Here is a 15,337-nt window from a genome sequence, read left to right on the forward strand (position 1 = left end):
AGGCGGCCCCTCTGGTTTTCCCCGATTTGACCGAGACCAAGCAATGCCGCTGTCCAACATCCAGATCCTGCACGAAGACGCCGCCATCCTGGTGATCAACAAACCGACCCTGCTGCTGTCGGTACCGGGCCGTGCCGACGACAACAAGGACTGCCTGATCACCCGCCTGCAGGAAAACGGCTATCCCGATGCGCTGATCGTGCACCGCCTGGACTGGGAAACTTCCGGCATCATCCTGCTGGCCCGCGATGCTGACAGCCACCGCGAGCTGTCGCGCCAGTTCCACGACCGTGAAACCGAAAAGGCCTACACCGCGCTTTGCTGGGGCCAGCCGGTACTGGACAGCGGCAGCGTCGACCTGCCGCTGCGCTACGACCCGCCGACCAAACCACGGCATGTGGTGGACCACGAACTGGGCAAGCACGCGTTGACGTTCTGGCGCATCATCGAGCGCTGTGGCGACCATTGCCGGGTAGAGCTGACGCCGATCACCGGGCGCTCGCACCAACTGCGTGTGCACATGCTGTCGATCGGCCATCCGCTGCTGGGCGACCGCCTGTATGCCAACCCCGAGGCGCTGGCAGCCCATGAGCGGCTGTGCCTGCATGCGTCGATGCTGAGCTTTACCCACCCGGTTTCCGGCGAGCGGATGAAGTTCGAGTGCCCGGCGCCCTTCTGAATTTGTACGGTCTGAACTGGCCTCTTCGCGGCTAAAGCCGCTCCCACAGGGTGGACTGCACCGCTTTCGAGAGTGGTGCAGTCCCTGTGGGAGCGGCTTTAGCCGCGAAGAGGCAAGCACAATTCGTCGACCTAATACGCTAAACTCGCGCCACTGCTGTCTGGAGTGAGCTATGCGCGACGCACTGAATTCTGGCCTCATCGACTTCCTCAAGGCCTCCCCTACGCCCTTCCATGCCACCGCCAGCCTGGCTCAGCGCCTGGAAGCTGCCGGCTACCAGCGCCTGGACGAGCGTGACAGCTGGGCCACCGTGCCTGGCGGTCGCTACTACGTCACCCGTAACGATTCGTCGATCATCGCCATCAAGCTGGGCAAGCAAGCGCCGCTGCTGAATGGCATCCGCATGGTCGGCGCGCACACCGACAGCCCGTGCCTGCGGGTCAAGCCGCAGCCCGAGCTGCAGCGCCAGGGCTTCCTGCAGCTGGGCGTCGAAGTGTATGGCGGGGCGCTGCTGGCGCCGTGGTTCGACCGCGACCTGTCGCTGGCCGGCCGGGTCACCTACCGTCGTGACGGCAAGGTGGAAAGCCAGCTGATCGACTTCAAGCTGCCGATCGCGGTCATTCCCAACCTCGCCATTCACCTCAACCGCACTGCCAACGAAGGCTGGGCGATCAACCCGCAGAACGAGCTGCCACCGATCCTTGCCCAGGTCGCGGGTGACGAGCGCATCGACTTCCGCGCCCTGCTCACCGAGCAGCTGGCCCGCGAGCACGAGCTGATCGCCGATGTGGTGCTGGATTACGAGCTGAGCTTCTACGATACCCAGGACGCCGCGCTGGTCGGCTTGAACGGCGACTTCATTGCCGGCGCCCGACTGGACAACCTGTTGTCGTGCTATGCCGGTCTGCAGGCCCTGCTCACCGCAGACAGCGATGAAACCTGCGTGCTGGTGTGCACCGACCATGAAGAAGTCGGCAGTTGCTCGGCCTGCGGCGCAGACGGCCCGATGCTGGAGCAGACCCTGCAGCGCCTGCTGCCGGATGGCGATGCCTACGTGCGCACCATCCAGCGCTCGCTGATGGTGTCGGCCGACAACGCCCACGGCGTACACCCCAACTACGCCGACAAGCACGACGGCAATCACGGGCCCAAGCTCAATGCCGGGCCGGTGATCAAGGTGAACAACAACCAGCGCTACGCCACCAACAGCGAAACCGCCGGCTTCTTCCGTCACCTGTGCATGGCCGAAGAAGTGCCGGTGCAGAGCTTCGTGGTGCGCAGCGACATGGGCTGCGGTTCGACCATTGGCCCGATTGCCGCCAGTCACCTGGGCGTGCGTACGGTGGACATCGGCCTGCCGACCTTTGCCATGCATTCGATTCGCGAGCTGTGCGGCAGCCATGACCTGGCGCACCTGGTGAAGGTGCTGACCGCCTTCTATCGTTGCCGCGAGTTGCCTTGATGCAAGCCGGGCCGGCCTCTACGCGGGCAAAGCCGCGAAGAGGCCGGCCCGGCTTGCACCTGCTCAAGGTCAATCCCGCTTCGCCCGCTACCCGCTATGCTTGTCACATGGCCCCACTGCAAAAGGATTGCTGTCCATGTCCCCGTTCCTGTCCCTGTTCGTGCCGGTGTTCCTGTTCTTGTTGCTGCTGACAGTCGGCTTCAGCCTGCGCGAACGCAACATTGGCGTGGTGATGATGTGGGTCGGCACCCTGGGCATCTTCGGCCTCACCTGCTGGAAGATCCTGGAGCAACTGCCGTCGTAAAGCTCTACACTCGGTCCATCGTTTGACCTGAGGTAGTTTTACCCGTGCCCGCCTTCCTGCGTTGCCTGTTCCTGCTGCTGTTGCTAATCCTCCCTCCGGTACAAGCCGCCGGCCTGCCTGGCCTGCTTGGCGGTAGCGCGCCCGCGCAAGCGGAAGCCACTGAACCGCTGGGCAAGTCGCTGGACGAGGTGATCAAGAACCTGGAAAACGACCAGCAGCGGGCCAAGCTGCTGGCCGACCTGAAAAAGCTGCGCGATGCCACTCAACAATCGCAACCCAACGTCGAACAAGGCGTGCTCGGCCTGATCGGTGGCGCCCTGCATGATTTTGAAAAGCAGTTCAGCGGCGACGCCAGCCCGTTCCACCGTTGGGCGGCGGAAATCGAACAGGCCCAGGCCGAACTGACCGAGCTGGTCGTGCCGGTGCACCAGTGGCCGGCGATCCTGTTCGGCTTTGCTGCGGTCATCGCCGTATGGAGCGTGCTGGCCTTCGCCTTCAACTGGGTCGGCCACCGGGTACGCCTGCGCTTCGGCCTGAGCGAGGAGTTGCCGCAACACCCGCGCACCTGGGACCTGGTGCGTTTCGCCCTGCGTAAGCTGGGCCCATGGCTGGTGGCGCTGGTGTTCACCGTTTACCTCAGCGTCGTGCTGCCACCGTCGCTGGGCAAGTCGCTGGCCATGGTGCTGGCCTATGCGCTGGTGGTGGGCACCTGCTTCTCGGCGATCTGCGTGATCGCCTTTTCGCTGCTCGACGGCCCGCACCGCCACCGCGCCCTGTACATCCTGCGCCACCAGGCATTCCGCCCGTTGTGGCTGATCGGCAGTTTCGCCGCGTTTGGCGAGGCCATGAGCGACCCACGCCTGACGGTCGCCCTCGGCACCCACCTGGCCCATGCCTTGGCGACCCTGGCCAACGTGATTGCAGCGCTGTGCACCGGGCTGTTCATCCTGCGTTTTCGCCGGCCCATCGCCCATCTGATCCGCAACCAGCCGCTGTCACGGCGCCTGACCCGGCGCACCCTCAGCGACACCATCGAGATCCTCGGCAGTTTCTGGTTCGTGCCGGCGCTGATCCTGGTAGCCATCTCGCTGTTCGCCACTTTCGTTTCCGCCGGCGATACCAGCACCGCCCTGCGCCAGTCGCTGATGTGCACCGTGCTGGTGGTGGTGTGCATGGTGCTCAACGGCCTGGTGCGCCGCCATGCCGCCAACCCCAAGCGGGCCACCAAGCGCCAGGCGGTATACGCCGAACGCCTGCGCAATTTCGCCTACCTGCTGGTGCACCTGTTCATCTGGCTGGTGTTCATCGAACTGGGCTTGCGCGTGTGGGGCTTGTCGATGATCAGCTTCGCCGAGGGCGAGGGCCACGACATAAGCCTGCGCCTGCTGGGCCTGGCCGGCACACTGATCGTCGCCTGGCTGGTGTGGATCCTCGCCGACACCGCCGTGCACCACGCCCTGGTGCGCTCGCGTCGGGGCCTGGCCAACGCCCGTGCGCAAACCATGATGCCGTTGATCCGCAACGTGATGTTCGTGGTCATCTTCATCATCGCGGTCATCGTCGCCCTGGCCAACATGGGCATGAACGTCACCCCGCTGCTGGCCGGTGCCGGGGTGATCGGCCTGGCCATCGGTTTCGGCGCGCAATCGCTGGTGGCCGACCTGATCACCGGGCTGTTCATCATCATCGAAGACTCGCTGGCCATCGATGACTACGTGGATGTCGGCGGCCACTTGGGCACGGTCGAAGGGCTGACCATCCGCACCGTACGTCTGCGCGACATCGACGGCATCGTGCATACCATCCCGTTCAGCGAGATCAAGAGCATCAAGAACTACTCGCGCGAGTTCGGCTACGCGATCTTCCGCGTGGCGATCCCGCACAGCATGAACATCGACCAGGCGATCAGCCTGGTTCGCGAGGTGGGGCAGAAACTGCGCAACGACCCGCTGATGCGCCGCAATATCTGGTCGCCACTGGAGCTGCAGGGCGTGGAAAGCTTCGAGTCAGGCTCGGCGATCCTGCGGGCGCGGTTCAAGACCGCGCCGATCAAGCAGTGGGAAGTGTCGCGGGCCTTCAACCTGGCCCTGAAGCGGCAGCTGGATGAGGCCGGGCTGGACCTGGCGACACCACGCCTGTCGGTGCAGGTGGTGACGGCCGGCGGCGGGGGGATGGCAGAAGGTAGCAGCGCATCGAACTAGGCCCCGCTTCGCAGCCCCGGTACCCTGCTTACCCGGCCTGGGCACAGATACGGATGGCATCATGCCGCCAATATTCCAGGTCACAGTCGATCAGGTGTCCATGCTGGTCGCTGTTGACCCGAGTGATATGCAACCCGGGGCTGCCCGCTGATACCTTCAGCACACTGGCCGCCTCGACCGGCAACGCCGTCGGCCAGATCTCGAAGCACACCTGCCCATACTGGATGCCATACACCCGCCCATAGATCTCAGTCAGCGACTGGGCCAGGTCCTGTTCGAGAATCGCCGGGAAATACCGCGGATTGAGGTAATGCTCGGCATACAGCACCGCCCGCCCGTCGATCCGCCGCAACCGGCAGATGCGCACCACGCTGGACAGCGCCGGCAACTGCAGGCGCGCGCAAATGGCGGCCGAGGCCGGCTGCAGCCGCGCGGAGAGCAATTCGGTACTGGCCACCCGCCCTTGGTCACGCACCATGGCGTGGAAGTGGCTGCGCTGGATCAGATCGTAAGTCAGCCGCTCGGGTGCAACGAACCAGCCGCGGCGTTCTTCGCGGTAGATCAGGCCCTGGGCCTCCAGCTGCACCAGCGCCTCACGCAGAGTGATGCGCGTGGTGTCGAACACCTCGCTGAGCCTGCGCTCAGCCGGCAGCTTGCCGCCCGGCGCCAACAGGCCGTGCTCGATCTGCTCCTGCAGCGCATGGCAGATGGCTGTTACCGCACGCGGTGGCATCGACTGCATCAAAGGTTACCTATGTGGACTAGTCCAGCCCCATAACAGGGCACCTGGAGAATAGTGCAAGCCTAGGCAGGGCTGATGAACATCCTGTGACAAAGCTGCAACAGACGCAGTGCCAGAATCGGGCCAGCCCCGCAAAACCAAGGATCGAGCATGGTCTACGCTGTAGTGCCAGGAACCCGCTTACACCTGCGCCGGCATAGCCCTACATCAAATTGTCACGCAAGCGGCCTACCTTGGCTCAAGGTTTGCTGACCTAGACCAGGGGTCTCGGGCAACGGCTTTACTCATCACAAGAATTCGCAAAGGCACTCACCCAAAGGAGCTTCGGATGAAAAAGTTCTTCATGGCGTCACTGCTTGGTTCGGCCATCGCCCTGTGTACCACTGCCATGGCCGCCGGTACCGACCTCAAGGCCCTGGAAGACGCGGCCCGCAAGGAAGGCAATATCAACAGCGTCGGTATGCCCGATGCCTGGGCCAACTGGAAAGGCACCTGGGAAGACCTGGCCAGCAAGTATGGCCTCAAGCACAGCGACACCGACATGAGCTCGGCCCAGGAAATTGCCAAGTTCGAAGCCGAGAAGGATAACGCCAGCGCCGACATCGGCGACGTGGGTGCCGCGTTCGGTCCGATCGCCGTGGCCAAGGGTGTGAGCCAGCCCTACAAGCCCAGCACCTGGGACCAGGTGCCGGTGTGGGCCAAGGACCAGGACGGACACTGGGCGCTGGCCTATACCGGCACCATCGCCTTCATCATCAACAAGGATCTGGTGAAGGAAGACGAGCGCCCGAAAACCTGGCATGACCTGGAAAAAGGCAAGTACAAGGTAGCCATCGGCGATGTCGGGACCGCTGCCCAGGCTGCCAACGGCGTGCTGGCTGCGGCCATCGCCTACAAGGGCGACGAGAGCAACGTGGCGCCGGGCCTGCAACTGTTCACCAAACTGGCCCAGCAGAAGCGCCTGTCGCTGGCCAACCCGACCATCCAGACGCTGGAGAAAGGCGAGGTCGAGGTCGGCGTGGTGTGGGACTTCAACGGCCTGAGCTACCGCGAACAGATCGACCCCAAGCGTTTCGAAGTGCTGATCCCATCGGACGGCTCGGTGATCTCTGGCTATACCACCATCATCAACAAGTACGCCAAGCACCCGAATGCAGCCAAGCTGACGCGTGAATACATCTTCAGTGATGCCGGGCAGATCAACCTGGCCAAAGGGCATGCGCGGCCGATCCGTGCCGAGCACCTGAAGCTGCCGGACGATGTCCAGGCCAAGCTGCTGCCCAACGAGCAGTACAAGCCGGCGCAGCCGATCAAGAACGCCGAGGCCTGGGAAGCGACCTCGAAAAAGCTGCCGCAGATGTGGCAGGAGCAAGTGATCATCGAGATGGAGTAAGGCGGGACCATCCTGGGGCTGCTGCGCAGCCCATCGCGACGCAAGGCCGCTCCCACTGGGCCTGCGTCGCCCTGGAGGGTTTCGCTGTCCCTGTAGGAGCGGCCTCGTGCCGCGAAAGGAGGGCGAAGCCCTCCCCGGTTCCTTTGCGGAGTATCGAATGAGCCACAACGTCATCCTGGTCCTGCTCGACGGCCTCAACTATCAGGTGGCCCACCATGCCATGGGCCACCTGCATGCCTATGTCGAAGCTGACCGCGCCGCGCTATACCGCGTGGAATGCGAGCTGCCATCACTGTCTCGGCCGCTGTACGAGTGCATTCTCACTGGTGTGCCGCCAATCGACAGCGGCATCGTGCACAACAAGGTCAGCCGCCTGTCCAACCAGCGCAGCGTGTTCCACTACGCCCGCGAAGCCAACCTCAGCACTGCCGCGGCGGCCTACCACTGGATAAGCGAGCTGTACAACCGCTCGCCCTTCGACGCGCAGCGCGACCGCCATACCCACGCACCCAAGCTGCCGATCCAGCACGGGCTGTTCTACTGGGACGACCGTTACCCCGATTCGCACCTGCTGGCCGATGGCGAATACCTGCGCCGCCGTCATACCCCCAACTTCCTGCTGGTACATCCGATGAACATCGACGACGTCGGCCACCATCACGGCCTGGACAGCAGCCAGTACCGCAACGCCGCACGCAGTGCCGACATCCTCCTGGCCGACTACCTGCCAGGCTGGCTCGAAGAGGGCTACCAGGTGCTGGTCACCGCCGACCACGGCATGAACAACGACCGCTCGCACAACGGCCTGCTTGCCGAAGAACGCGAAGTGCCGCTGTTCGTCTTCGGCGATGCCTTCAGCCTGGACCCGGCGGCCAAGCCGCTGCAGACCGAGCTGTGCGGGACCATCTGCGAGCTGCTTGGCGCGCCGCATGACAAGAGCGTGTGCCGGGAGCTGCTGAAGTGACCAAAGCCAAGAGCAGCAGCAACCATGGCCGCTATCTGGCCCTGCTCTGTCTGCTACCGTTCGCCGTGTTCTTCGTCATCTTCCAGATTGCCCCGCTGGCCTGGGTGGCGATCAACAGCCTGCAATCGGAAGCAGGCTGGGGCGTGGCCAACTTCAGCAAGGTATTCGCTTCGAAGTTCTACCTGCAGGCCTTGCAACGCAGCCTGGAGATCAGCTTCTGGTCGAGCCTGTTCGGCATCGTGATTGCCACCCTCGGCGCCTACTCGCTGCGCCAGGTGGACTCGAAGCTGCGCGACTTCGTCAGCGCCTTCGCCAACATGACCAGCAACTTCGCCGGGGTGCCGCTGGCCTTCGCCTTCATCATCCTGCTCGGCTTCAACGGTGCGCTGACCCTGCTGCTGAAACAGGCCGGCCTGCTGGAGGACTTCAGCATCTATTCCAAAAGCGGACTGATCCTGGTGTACACCTACTTCCAGATCCCGCTTGGCGTGCTGCTGCTGTACCCGGCGTTCGACGCCCTGCGTGAAGACTGGCGCGAGTCGGCCGCGCTGCTGGGAGCCAGCCACTGGCAATTCTGGCGCCACATCGGCCTGCCGGTGCTGACCCCGGCGCTTCTAGGCACCTTCGTCATCCTGCTGGCCAATGCCCTCGGTGCGTATGCCACCGTATACGCGTTGACCACTGGCAACTTCAACGTGCTACCGATCCGCATCGCTGGCCTGGTGGCCGGTGACATCAGCCTCGACCCCAACCTGGCCAGCGCTCTGGCCATGGTCCTGGTGGGGCTGATGACGCTGGTCACGGTGGTGCATCAATGGCTACTGAAAAGGAGCTACCATGCGCGCTGACACGCGTTCTGGCGGCTGGTACCACCGCGCCGTAGTCTACCTGCTGTTTCTGATCCTGCTGTTGCCACTGGCCGGCACCCTGCTCTATTCGCTGGCCACCAGCTGGTCTGCCAGCCTGCTGCCCAGCGGGTTGACCTTCAAGTGGTACATCGCGCTGTGGAGCGAGCCACGCTTCCTGGCCGCCTTTGCCCAATCACTGCTGGTGTGCGTGGGCGCGCTGCTGCTGTCGGTGGTGCTGATTCTGCCGCTGCTGTTCGTGGTCCACTACCACTTCCCCAGGCTCGACGCGCTGATGAACATCCTCATCCTGTTACCGTTCGCGGTGCCACCGGTAGTGTCCTCGGTGGGGCTGCTGCAACTGTACGGCAGCGGCCCCATGGCGATGGTCGGTACACCGTGGATCCTGATCGGCTGCTATTTCACCATCGCCCTGCCGTTCATGTACCGGGCCATTACCAACAACCTGCAGGCGATCAACCTGCGCGACCTGATGGACGCCGCCCAACTGCTCGGTGCCAGCACCTGGCAGGCGGCGCTGCTGGTGGTGCTGCCGAACCTGCGCAAGGGCCTGATGGTAGCCCTGTTGCTGTCGTTCTCGTTCCTGTTCGGTGAGTTCGTGTTCGCCAACCTGCTGGTCGGTACCCGCTACGAGACCCTGCAGGTGTACCTGAACAACATGCGCAACAGCAGTGGCCACTTCAACAGCGCGCTGGTGATCTCGTACTTCGCCTTCGTGCTGGTGCTGACCTGGGTCGCCAACCGCCTGAACAAGGACAAAACCTGACATGAGCTTCGTCAGCGTACAGAAACTGCACAAGAGCTACGCCGGCAGCCCGGTGTTCGAGAACATCGACTGCTACATCGAGCGCGGCGAGTTCGTCACCCTGCTCGGCCCGTCCGGTTGCGGCAAGTCCACGTTGCTGCGCTGCATCGCGGGGCTGACCCCGGTGGACAGCGGGCAGATCCTGCTCGACGGCGACGACATCGTGCCGCTGAACCCGCAGAAGCGCGGTATCGGCATGGTATTCCAGAGCTACGCGCTGTTCCCCAACATGACCGTGGAGCAGAACGTTGCCTTCGGCCTGCGCATGCAGAAGGTCAAGGCCGATGAAAGCCAGGCCAGGGTGCGCGAGGCGCTGGCACTGGTGGAGCTGGGCAACTTCGCCGGGCGCTACCCGCACCAGTTGTCCGGCGGCCAGTGTCAGCGCGTGGCCCTGGCCCGCTCACTGGTGACCCGCCCACGCCTGCTGCTGCTCGACGAGCCGCTGTCGGCGCTGGATGCGCGCATCCGCAAGCATTTGCGTGAGCAGATCCGGGCCATCCAGCGTGAACTGGGCCTGACCACCATCTTTGTCACCCACGACCAGGAAGAAGCGCTGACCATGTCCGACCGCATCTTCCTGATGAACCAGGGGCGTATCGTCCAGAGTGGCGACGCCGAAACCCTCTACACCGCGCCGGTGGACCTGTTTGCCGCCGGCTTCATCGGCAACTACAACCTGCTCGACGCCGACAGCGCCAGCCGCCTGCTGCAGCGCCCGGTGGCCAGCCGCCTGGCGATCCGCCCGGAATCGATTACCCTCGGCCGCGACGGCGCACTGGACGCGGAAGTACGCAGCCACAGCCTGCTGGGCAACGTGATCCGCTACCGGGTACGCGTGCGCGAGGTAGATCTGGTGGTCGACGTACTCAATCGCTCGGCAGCCGACCTGCACGCGGACGGGCAGCGGGTAAGCCTGTCGATCGACCCCACGGCGCTACGGGAAGTGGCCTAAGGAGAGTTACCCAATGGCACTGGCAATATTCGATCTGGACGAAACCCTGATCAACGGCGATTGCGCGTCGCTGTGGAGCGAGCAGATGGCCCGGCTGGGCTGGGTCGACGGCAAGGCCTTCCTGCGCCGTGACCATGAGCTGATGGAGGCCTACGGCAAAGGCCACCTGAGAATGGAGGAGTACATGGCCTTCAGCCTGGAACCGATTGCCGGGCGCACCCTGGAAGAGGTCCGGCACCTGGTCGAGCCGTGGGTCGAGGAAGTGATCGAGCCGATCATTTACGGCGACGCCTGCCGCTGCATTGCCGAGCACCGCAAGCGCGGGGACCGCATCCTGATCATTTCGGCTTCAGGCACGCACCTGGTCGGGCCGATTGCGGCGCGGCTGGGGGTGGATGAGTACCTGGCGATCGAGCTGGAGGCGGTGAACGGGGTGTATACCGGCCAGACCCATGGGGTGCTGACCTACCGCGAGGGCAAGATCACCCGGCTGCTGGAGTGGCTGGATCAAGAGCAGGAGAATCTTGAAGGGGCAAGTTTCTATTCCGACTCACGCAATGACCTACCGTTATTATTGAAAGTCGATCAGCCGAACGTGGTCAACCCTGACGCCATTTTACGCGAACACGCTGCGATCAATGGCTGGCCGATACACCACTGGCAATGATGCCCAAGCGCTAAAGTGCGGCCCGACACCTAGCATTTCTGCCAGTTGTCGGCCTGCCGCCGCCGTTATGCAATACGTCCACTTGCCCCCCGAGAAGGACGTTCGCAGTGAACAAACCGTTATCCGAACCTGTCGGCCTGTCCGATGGCGTGACTTATGTCTGGCCCCGAACGGGCATCAACCCAGGCGACCAGATCGACATCTATGTCGATGAAACGCGGGTCGGGACGTGCCTGGTGGACGAACATTTCAGCCGCACCACGCTGAGTTTGCGGATCAAGCGCGCCATCGTGCCCCACGGTACCATCCAGACCAATTTCGCCTTGGCCCCCATCATCATCCCTGGCCACACCGGCCCGCTTCCCGATGGCGCGTGGGGCATCAATATCGCAGCCGCCATGGATAACTTCCCCCACAACGGCCTGCAGATCTTCATCGAACCCTGGGACGGAATGGCCGAGTTCGACACAGTCGACATCTTGATCGACGAGCTGCCGGTATCGTCCAAGCCAGTGCATCGTATCGAAGTCGGTGAACAACTCACAATGTTCGTCAAACCAGAGCGGCTCAGCGATGGCAAACACGACATCAAGTACCGTATCAACCCGTTTAACGGTAATCCCGAAGACTCACCTTCGCAAACTATTTACGTCAAGCTGAACCGCCCCGGTGGCCGGGATCAGAACGGCGATATTCCCGGGCATTCGGAACTCAAGTTCGAGCTGCCGCAGGCAATCATCGAGAACGGTGTGGGCCCGGGCGACCTCGATAAAGGTGTGGATATCACCATTTATACGCCTGGCAAGCCGCCGTATCCGAACGCCGTCGAGAATGATGAAATCCGTGTGGCCTGGGGTTGGGTCATCGTCCTGCATACGGTAACTGCCGCACAAGCGGCGGGTACCGTGCCAATCGTCATCAACGTGGACCGAACCACCATCGAGAAGGCCGACGATTCCACCAGCCTGGCAGTAGCCTTCGAAGTGTACGACCCGGTGCAGAACCGCTCCGAGGACTGGTCACCGGAAACACGAATCCTGGTTGATGTGGCGAACTTGCGTCTCGACTCGCCCACCATCGAGGAAACGGATTACGACGAACAAACCGGGCGCCAGTCCATCGACCTTAGCAAACATACCACCATCACGGCTGGGGTCTATGTTCCCGCTTCCGGGCCCAACTTCGCAGTCGGTGACAAGATCGAAATGCGTTTGCGTGGCACTACCACAGAAGGCGAAGTGGTAGACGAGAAATACCCCCTCGCTGAAGTCGAACGCCTGGGCTATTTCCTGAATATTCCGCTCAATTTCGAACACGTGCGCAGCCTGGCCACTTCACAGGCTATTTTCAGCTTCGAAGTCATCAAAAAGGACAATTCACCGAACATTCCATCCAAAGGTTTGCACGTAGCGATCGTAGGCGAACTGCCGGTACTGGCGGCCCCTTCAGTGAACGAAGCCGAAGGAAATGTGATCGACCCTGATCTGCCAACGGCAACCGTACAGATCGAGTGGGATGAGAGCATGCGCAATGGCATGGTAATCGAGCTCAAATGGCTGGGCACGCGCCCGGATACCAGCGTCTATCTGCCAGCGCTGGATGTTCATCCCATCAGCGGCAGCGAAGAAGAAAACAAGCGACTGCGGCCGATTTACGTCGACGGCCATCATCTCAAGGAGATCGATGGCGGTACGCTGGAGCTCTACTATCTGCTGCACGATGTGGGCCAGCGAGCAACAGCATACCGCGAGTCTGCGCATACGCCACTGTTCAGGGTCGGCGAGCCTCGCGGAGAACTGGAAAAACCCAGCGTCGAAGAAGTAAAGGATGGCACACTCGACCCCGCCTTGCTGCAAGCGACCATGGTCGTGCCCAACTATATAGGCAAGATACGTCTGGACGAGATACATATCGAATGGAGGCTGGATCCACAGGCTGATGCGCTGTACACAGACTGGACCAAGGTTTCATACCTCAACGAAAAAGACCCCATCAAGTTCTATATCCAGAAGTCGGATTTCGACTTTTCGAAATACGAAGGCCAGAAGCTTTTTGTTTCCTATTACGTGATTCGCGCAAGCAGCGGCGAGAGGCCCAGGTCGGATTATTTCGACTTTACCATCGGCGAACCCGCAGAAGGTGAGCTGCCCGAACCTGAGATCGAACTGATCGAGGACGGTATCCTCGACCTTGCGAAGGTAACTGAAAGCGGTGTGCTCACACTGATTACCAAGTGGTCAGGTGCCACAGTTGGCGACGGCCTGAAAGTCGTATGGACAATTGACGGAGAGGCTGAACCGGTCGAAACCATCGACTGGGATGTCAGCGGCAATGACCTTCTGAAGCCAAAGATCGAACGTACCTTCAAGAAAGCCACCGCCGAAGCTTCGGATGGCCGTGCCGTGAATGTCCAATACTTTGTCACACCGTTTGGGAAACGCCAATGATACCGTCAAAAAAACTGAGTTTCTCCGTGGGCTCGAATACCAAGCCTGAACTGGTGGCCCCGGTAATTGTCGAGGCGCAGCAGGGTGTGCTCGACCCTGCATGGGTCCCGAATGGCGCCACCGTGCGAATCGGCGCCGAGGCCCTGGTCAAGATCGGCGAAACGGTTGTGCTCACGTGGAAGGGCAAACCGGGCGCCGATCCGACTGTACTGCGTGAAACCGCCAAGCAGGATGGTGCGCTGGACATCACCGCATCCTATGAACTGGTAGTGGCTTACGATGGCTTCAGTGCCACGCTGGAGTACAGCATCGAACGCAACGGCGGCGACCCCGAAGGCCCCTCTGCGAGCAGCATCTACAGCGTGAAAAGCGGCCTGCAACCCGGCACCCTGAAAGTCATGGGCGCACGCTGGTCAAGAGGGTCGTACCGTGCGTCAGGTGCGTCGCGCTTGCTCATGGCCTTCGACAACAACACCAACCAGCCACTGCGCGCGCAATGGCAATACCTGGGCGATACCACGTGGAGCGAACCTGCTTTCGCCTGGCGCGACACCGACCCCACTCGGCCATTGCGGGTGCAATCCGGCAGTGACCTGGTGGTGATCAACACGCCGAACCTGATCGGCAACGGTGTCGACACCACGGTCACCGGCTATGCCGCCTTCGCCGCTCACCGTGACACTGGTGATGTGGTGGTCTGGGGCAACCCAGCCTACGGCGGCGGGTCGCTGGGGGCCATTGGTACCATGACCGATATCGCCGAGCTGAGCTGCACCGGCTCGGCCTTTGCTGCCCGCACCCACAGTGGGCAAGTAGTGGCATGGGGCGCCCCTACCCAGGGCGGCACGACACCGGTGCCTGGGCGCGCCTACGTGCAGGTGGTTGGCGCCAGTACGACATTCGCGGCAATCAATGACCAGGGCCAGGTGATCACCTGGGGGAAGGCCACGACCCCGCCGACGGCAAACGACCTCTCGACGCTCATCTCCACCGGCACTGCCTTCGCCGCCATGCGCAGGACCGGTGCCGTAGTGGCCTGGGGCCTTCCTGCCGCGACCGGCACGGTGCCACCGCCAATCGACAGTTTCCAGGACATCACCGAGGTCATCGGCAACAACCAGGCTTTCGCGGCCTTGCATGGCGCCAACCGCGTGGTCGGCTGGGGTGTGGCGACGGCCGGGGGCACAGTGCCAGATGCCATTGCCTCGCTGACCGACGTGGTCGAACTCAGTTGCGCCAACGCCCAGGCCTTCGCCTTGCGCCACGGCTCCGCAGCACGCGGCTACTTCGTCAAGGCCTGGGGCGCCGAGGCCTATGGTGGCACAGTCGACCCAATCATCGGCGGCTTCAACGATATCCTGACGGTGGTCAGTACCTGGCAGTCATTTGCTGCCATTCGCGGCAATGGGCAGGTCAACCGGGTGGTCGCCTGGGGCGGAACGGCAGGGACAGGCGGCGTGGTGCCCGATGCCATCAGCGCCCTGACCGACATCGTGCAGGTCGCAGGGTCTTCCAAGGCCTTCGCCGCGTTGCGCCGCACGGGGGAAGTGGTGGCCTGGGGTGACACCACAGTGGGTGGGCAGATCGACGCGACGGTCAGCGCAAAGCTCAGGAATGTGCGGGCCATCTACGCCAACAGCCACGGTTTCGCCGCCTTGACCGCCGATAAAAAAGTCGTCACCTGGGGCCACGGGGCCGGCGGCGGCGACAGCAGCAGCGCCGACGAGCGCCTGCAGGGCCTGGTTTCGTACCACGCATTGCCCGCCAAAGTGCCAGCCTCCCGCGCCTTGAAGGCCCGCTGACCTAAGCCAGCCAACCGGGCCGATCAGGCCCGGTCAACCACACATCCAGGAGA

The 15,337-nt window shown here is 62.8% G+C and carries 13 protein-coding genes; 12 read left to right on the forward strand and 1 reads right to left on the reverse strand.

The features are described 5' to 3' along the window. The first annotated feature begins 43 nt into the window (after nt 1-43). The 4 genes from ACVWZT_RS02295 (at nt 44) to ACVWZT_RS02310 (ending at nt 4,646) form a co-directional block, all read left to right on the forward strand. Nucleotides 44-679: an RluA family pseudouridine synthase gene (locus ACVWZT_RS02295; protein ID WP_296235205.1), complete on the forward strand. Its 636-nt coding sequence runs from the start codon at nt 44-46 to the stop codon at nt 677-679. A gap of 172 nt (nt 680-851) precedes the next feature. Continuing rightward, nucleotides 852-2,141: a M18 family aminopeptidase gene (locus ACVWZT_RS02300; protein ID WP_296233781.1), complete on the forward strand. Its 1,290-nt coding sequence runs from the start codon at nt 852-854 to the stop codon at nt 2,139-2,141. Nucleotides 2,142-2,277: 136 nt separating this feature from the next. Next, nucleotides 2,278-2,445: a hypothetical protein gene (locus ACVWZT_RS02305; protein WP_178076400.1), complete on the forward strand. Its 168-nt coding sequence runs from the start codon at nt 2,278-2,280 to the stop codon at nt 2,443-2,445. 44 nt (nt 2,446-2,489) lie between these two features. Next, on the forward strand, nt 2,490-4,646 hold the full coding sequence (locus ACVWZT_RS02310; RefSeq protein WP_457467971.1) for a mechanosensitive ion channel family protein: 2,157 nt from the start codon (nt 2,490-2,492) through the stop codon (nt 4,644-4,646). 28 nt (nt 4,647-4,674) lie between these two features. Here ACVWZT_RS02310 and ACVWZT_RS02315 read toward each other — a convergent pair whose 3' ends face one another. Further along, nucleotides 4,675-5,388 (reverse strand): UTRA domain-containing protein, encoded by a 714-nt coding sequence (locus ACVWZT_RS02315; protein WP_296233779.1) that lies wholly within the window; start codon nt 5,386-5,388, stop codon nt 4,675-4,677. Between the two features lie 328 nt (nt 5,389-5,716). Here ACVWZT_RS02315 and ACVWZT_RS02320 point away from each other — a divergent pair, with 328 nt between their 5' ends. From ACVWZT_RS02320 to ACVWZT_RS02355, 8 genes are all read left to right on the forward strand, one after another. Further along, nucleotides 5,717-6,781 (forward strand): ABC transporter substrate-binding protein, encoded by a 1,065-nt coding sequence (locus ACVWZT_RS02320; RefSeq protein WP_457467973.1) that lies wholly within the window; start codon nt 5,717-5,719, stop codon nt 6,779-6,781. A gap of 157 nt (nt 6,782-6,938) precedes the next feature. Further along, entirely contained in the window at nt 6,939-7,745 is an 807-nt protein-coding gene (locus ACVWZT_RS02325) for an alkaline phosphatase family protein (RefSeq protein ID WP_457467974.1), read from the forward strand. Continuing rightward, nucleotides 7,742-8,593: an ABC transporter permease gene (locus tag ACVWZT_RS02330; RefSeq protein ID WP_296233776.1), complete on the forward strand. Its 852-nt coding sequence runs from the start codon at nt 7,742-7,744 to the stop codon at nt 8,591-8,593. Before ACVWZT_RS02325 ends, ACVWZT_RS02330 begins: the two co-directional genes overlap by 4 nt. Next, a complete protein-coding gene (locus tag ACVWZT_RS02335; protein ID WP_296233775.1) occupies nt 8,583-9,377 on the forward strand; it encodes an ABC transporter permease in 795 nt (264 codons plus the stop codon). The genes ACVWZT_RS02330 and ACVWZT_RS02335 overlap by 11 nt, the downstream gene beginning before the upstream one ends. A 1-nt stretch (nt 9,378) precedes the next feature. Next, nucleotides 9,379-10,368 (forward strand): ABC transporter ATP-binding protein, encoded by a 990-nt coding sequence (locus ACVWZT_RS02340; RefSeq protein ID WP_296233774.1) that lies wholly within the window; start codon nt 9,379-9,381, stop codon nt 10,366-10,368. Nucleotides 10,369-10,381: 13 nt separating this feature from the next. Then, the gene (locus ACVWZT_RS02345) at nt 10,382-11,035 is read left to right on the forward strand and encodes an HAD family hydrolase (RefSeq protein WP_457467976.1); all 654 of its coding nucleotides are present in this window, start codon (nt 10,382-10,384) and stop codon (nt 11,033-11,035) included. A gap of 107 nt (nt 11,036-11,142) precedes the next feature. Next, nucleotides 11,143-13,482, forward strand: coding sequence for a hypothetical protein (locus ACVWZT_RS02350; RefSeq protein ID WP_457467978.1), 2,340 nt, complete (start codon nt 11,143-11,145; stop codon nt 13,480-13,482). Next, nucleotides 13,479-15,284 (forward strand): hypothetical protein, encoded by a 1,806-nt coding sequence (locus ACVWZT_RS02355; RefSeq protein ID WP_457467979.1) that lies wholly within the window; start codon nt 13,479-13,481, stop codon nt 15,282-15,284. The genes ACVWZT_RS02350 and ACVWZT_RS02355 overlap by 4 nt, the downstream gene beginning before the upstream one ends. Nucleotides 15,285-15,337 lie beyond the last annotated feature (53 nt).

Source organism: Pseudomonas sp. TE21394 (genome assembly GCF_054057835.1).

Coding starts and splice junctions, on each gene's coding strand:
- ACVWZT_RS02295 (WP_296235205.1), top strand. CDS start 44: ATGCCGCTGTCCAACATCCAGATCCTGCACGAAGACGCCGCCATCCTG.
- ACVWZT_RS02300 (WP_296233781.1), top strand. CDS start 852: ATGCGCGACGCACTGAATTCTGGCCTCATCGACTTCCTCAAGGCCTCC.
- ACVWZT_RS02305 (WP_178076400.1), top strand. CDS start 2,278: ATGTCCCCGTTCCTGTCCCTGTTCGTGCCGGTGTTCCTGTTCTTGTTG.
- ACVWZT_RS02315 (WP_296233779.1), bottom strand. CDS start 5,388: ATGCAGTCGATGCCACCGCGTGCGGTAACAGCCATCTGCCATGCGCTG.
- ACVWZT_RS02320 (WP_457467973.1), top strand. CDS start 5,717: ATGAAAAAGTTCTTCATGGCGTCACTGCTTGGTTCGGCCATCGCCCTG.
- ACVWZT_RS02325 (WP_457467974.1), top strand. CDS start 6,939: ATGAGCCACAACGTCATCCTGGTCCTGCTCGACGGCCTCAACTATCAG.
- ACVWZT_RS02335 (WP_296233775.1), top strand. CDS start 8,583: ATGCGCGCTGACACGCGTTCTGGCGGCTGGTACCACCGCGCCGTAGTC.
- ACVWZT_RS02340 (WP_296233774.1), top strand. CDS start 9,379: ATGAGCTTCGTCAGCGTACAGAAACTGCACAAGAGCTACGCCGGCAGC.
- ACVWZT_RS02345 (WP_457467976.1), top strand. CDS start 10,382: ATGGCACTGGCAATATTCGATCTGGACGAAACCCTGATCAACGGCGAT.
- ACVWZT_RS02355 (WP_457467979.1), top strand. CDS start 13,479: ATGATACCGTCAAAAAAACTGAGTTTCTCCGTGGGCTCGAATACCAAG.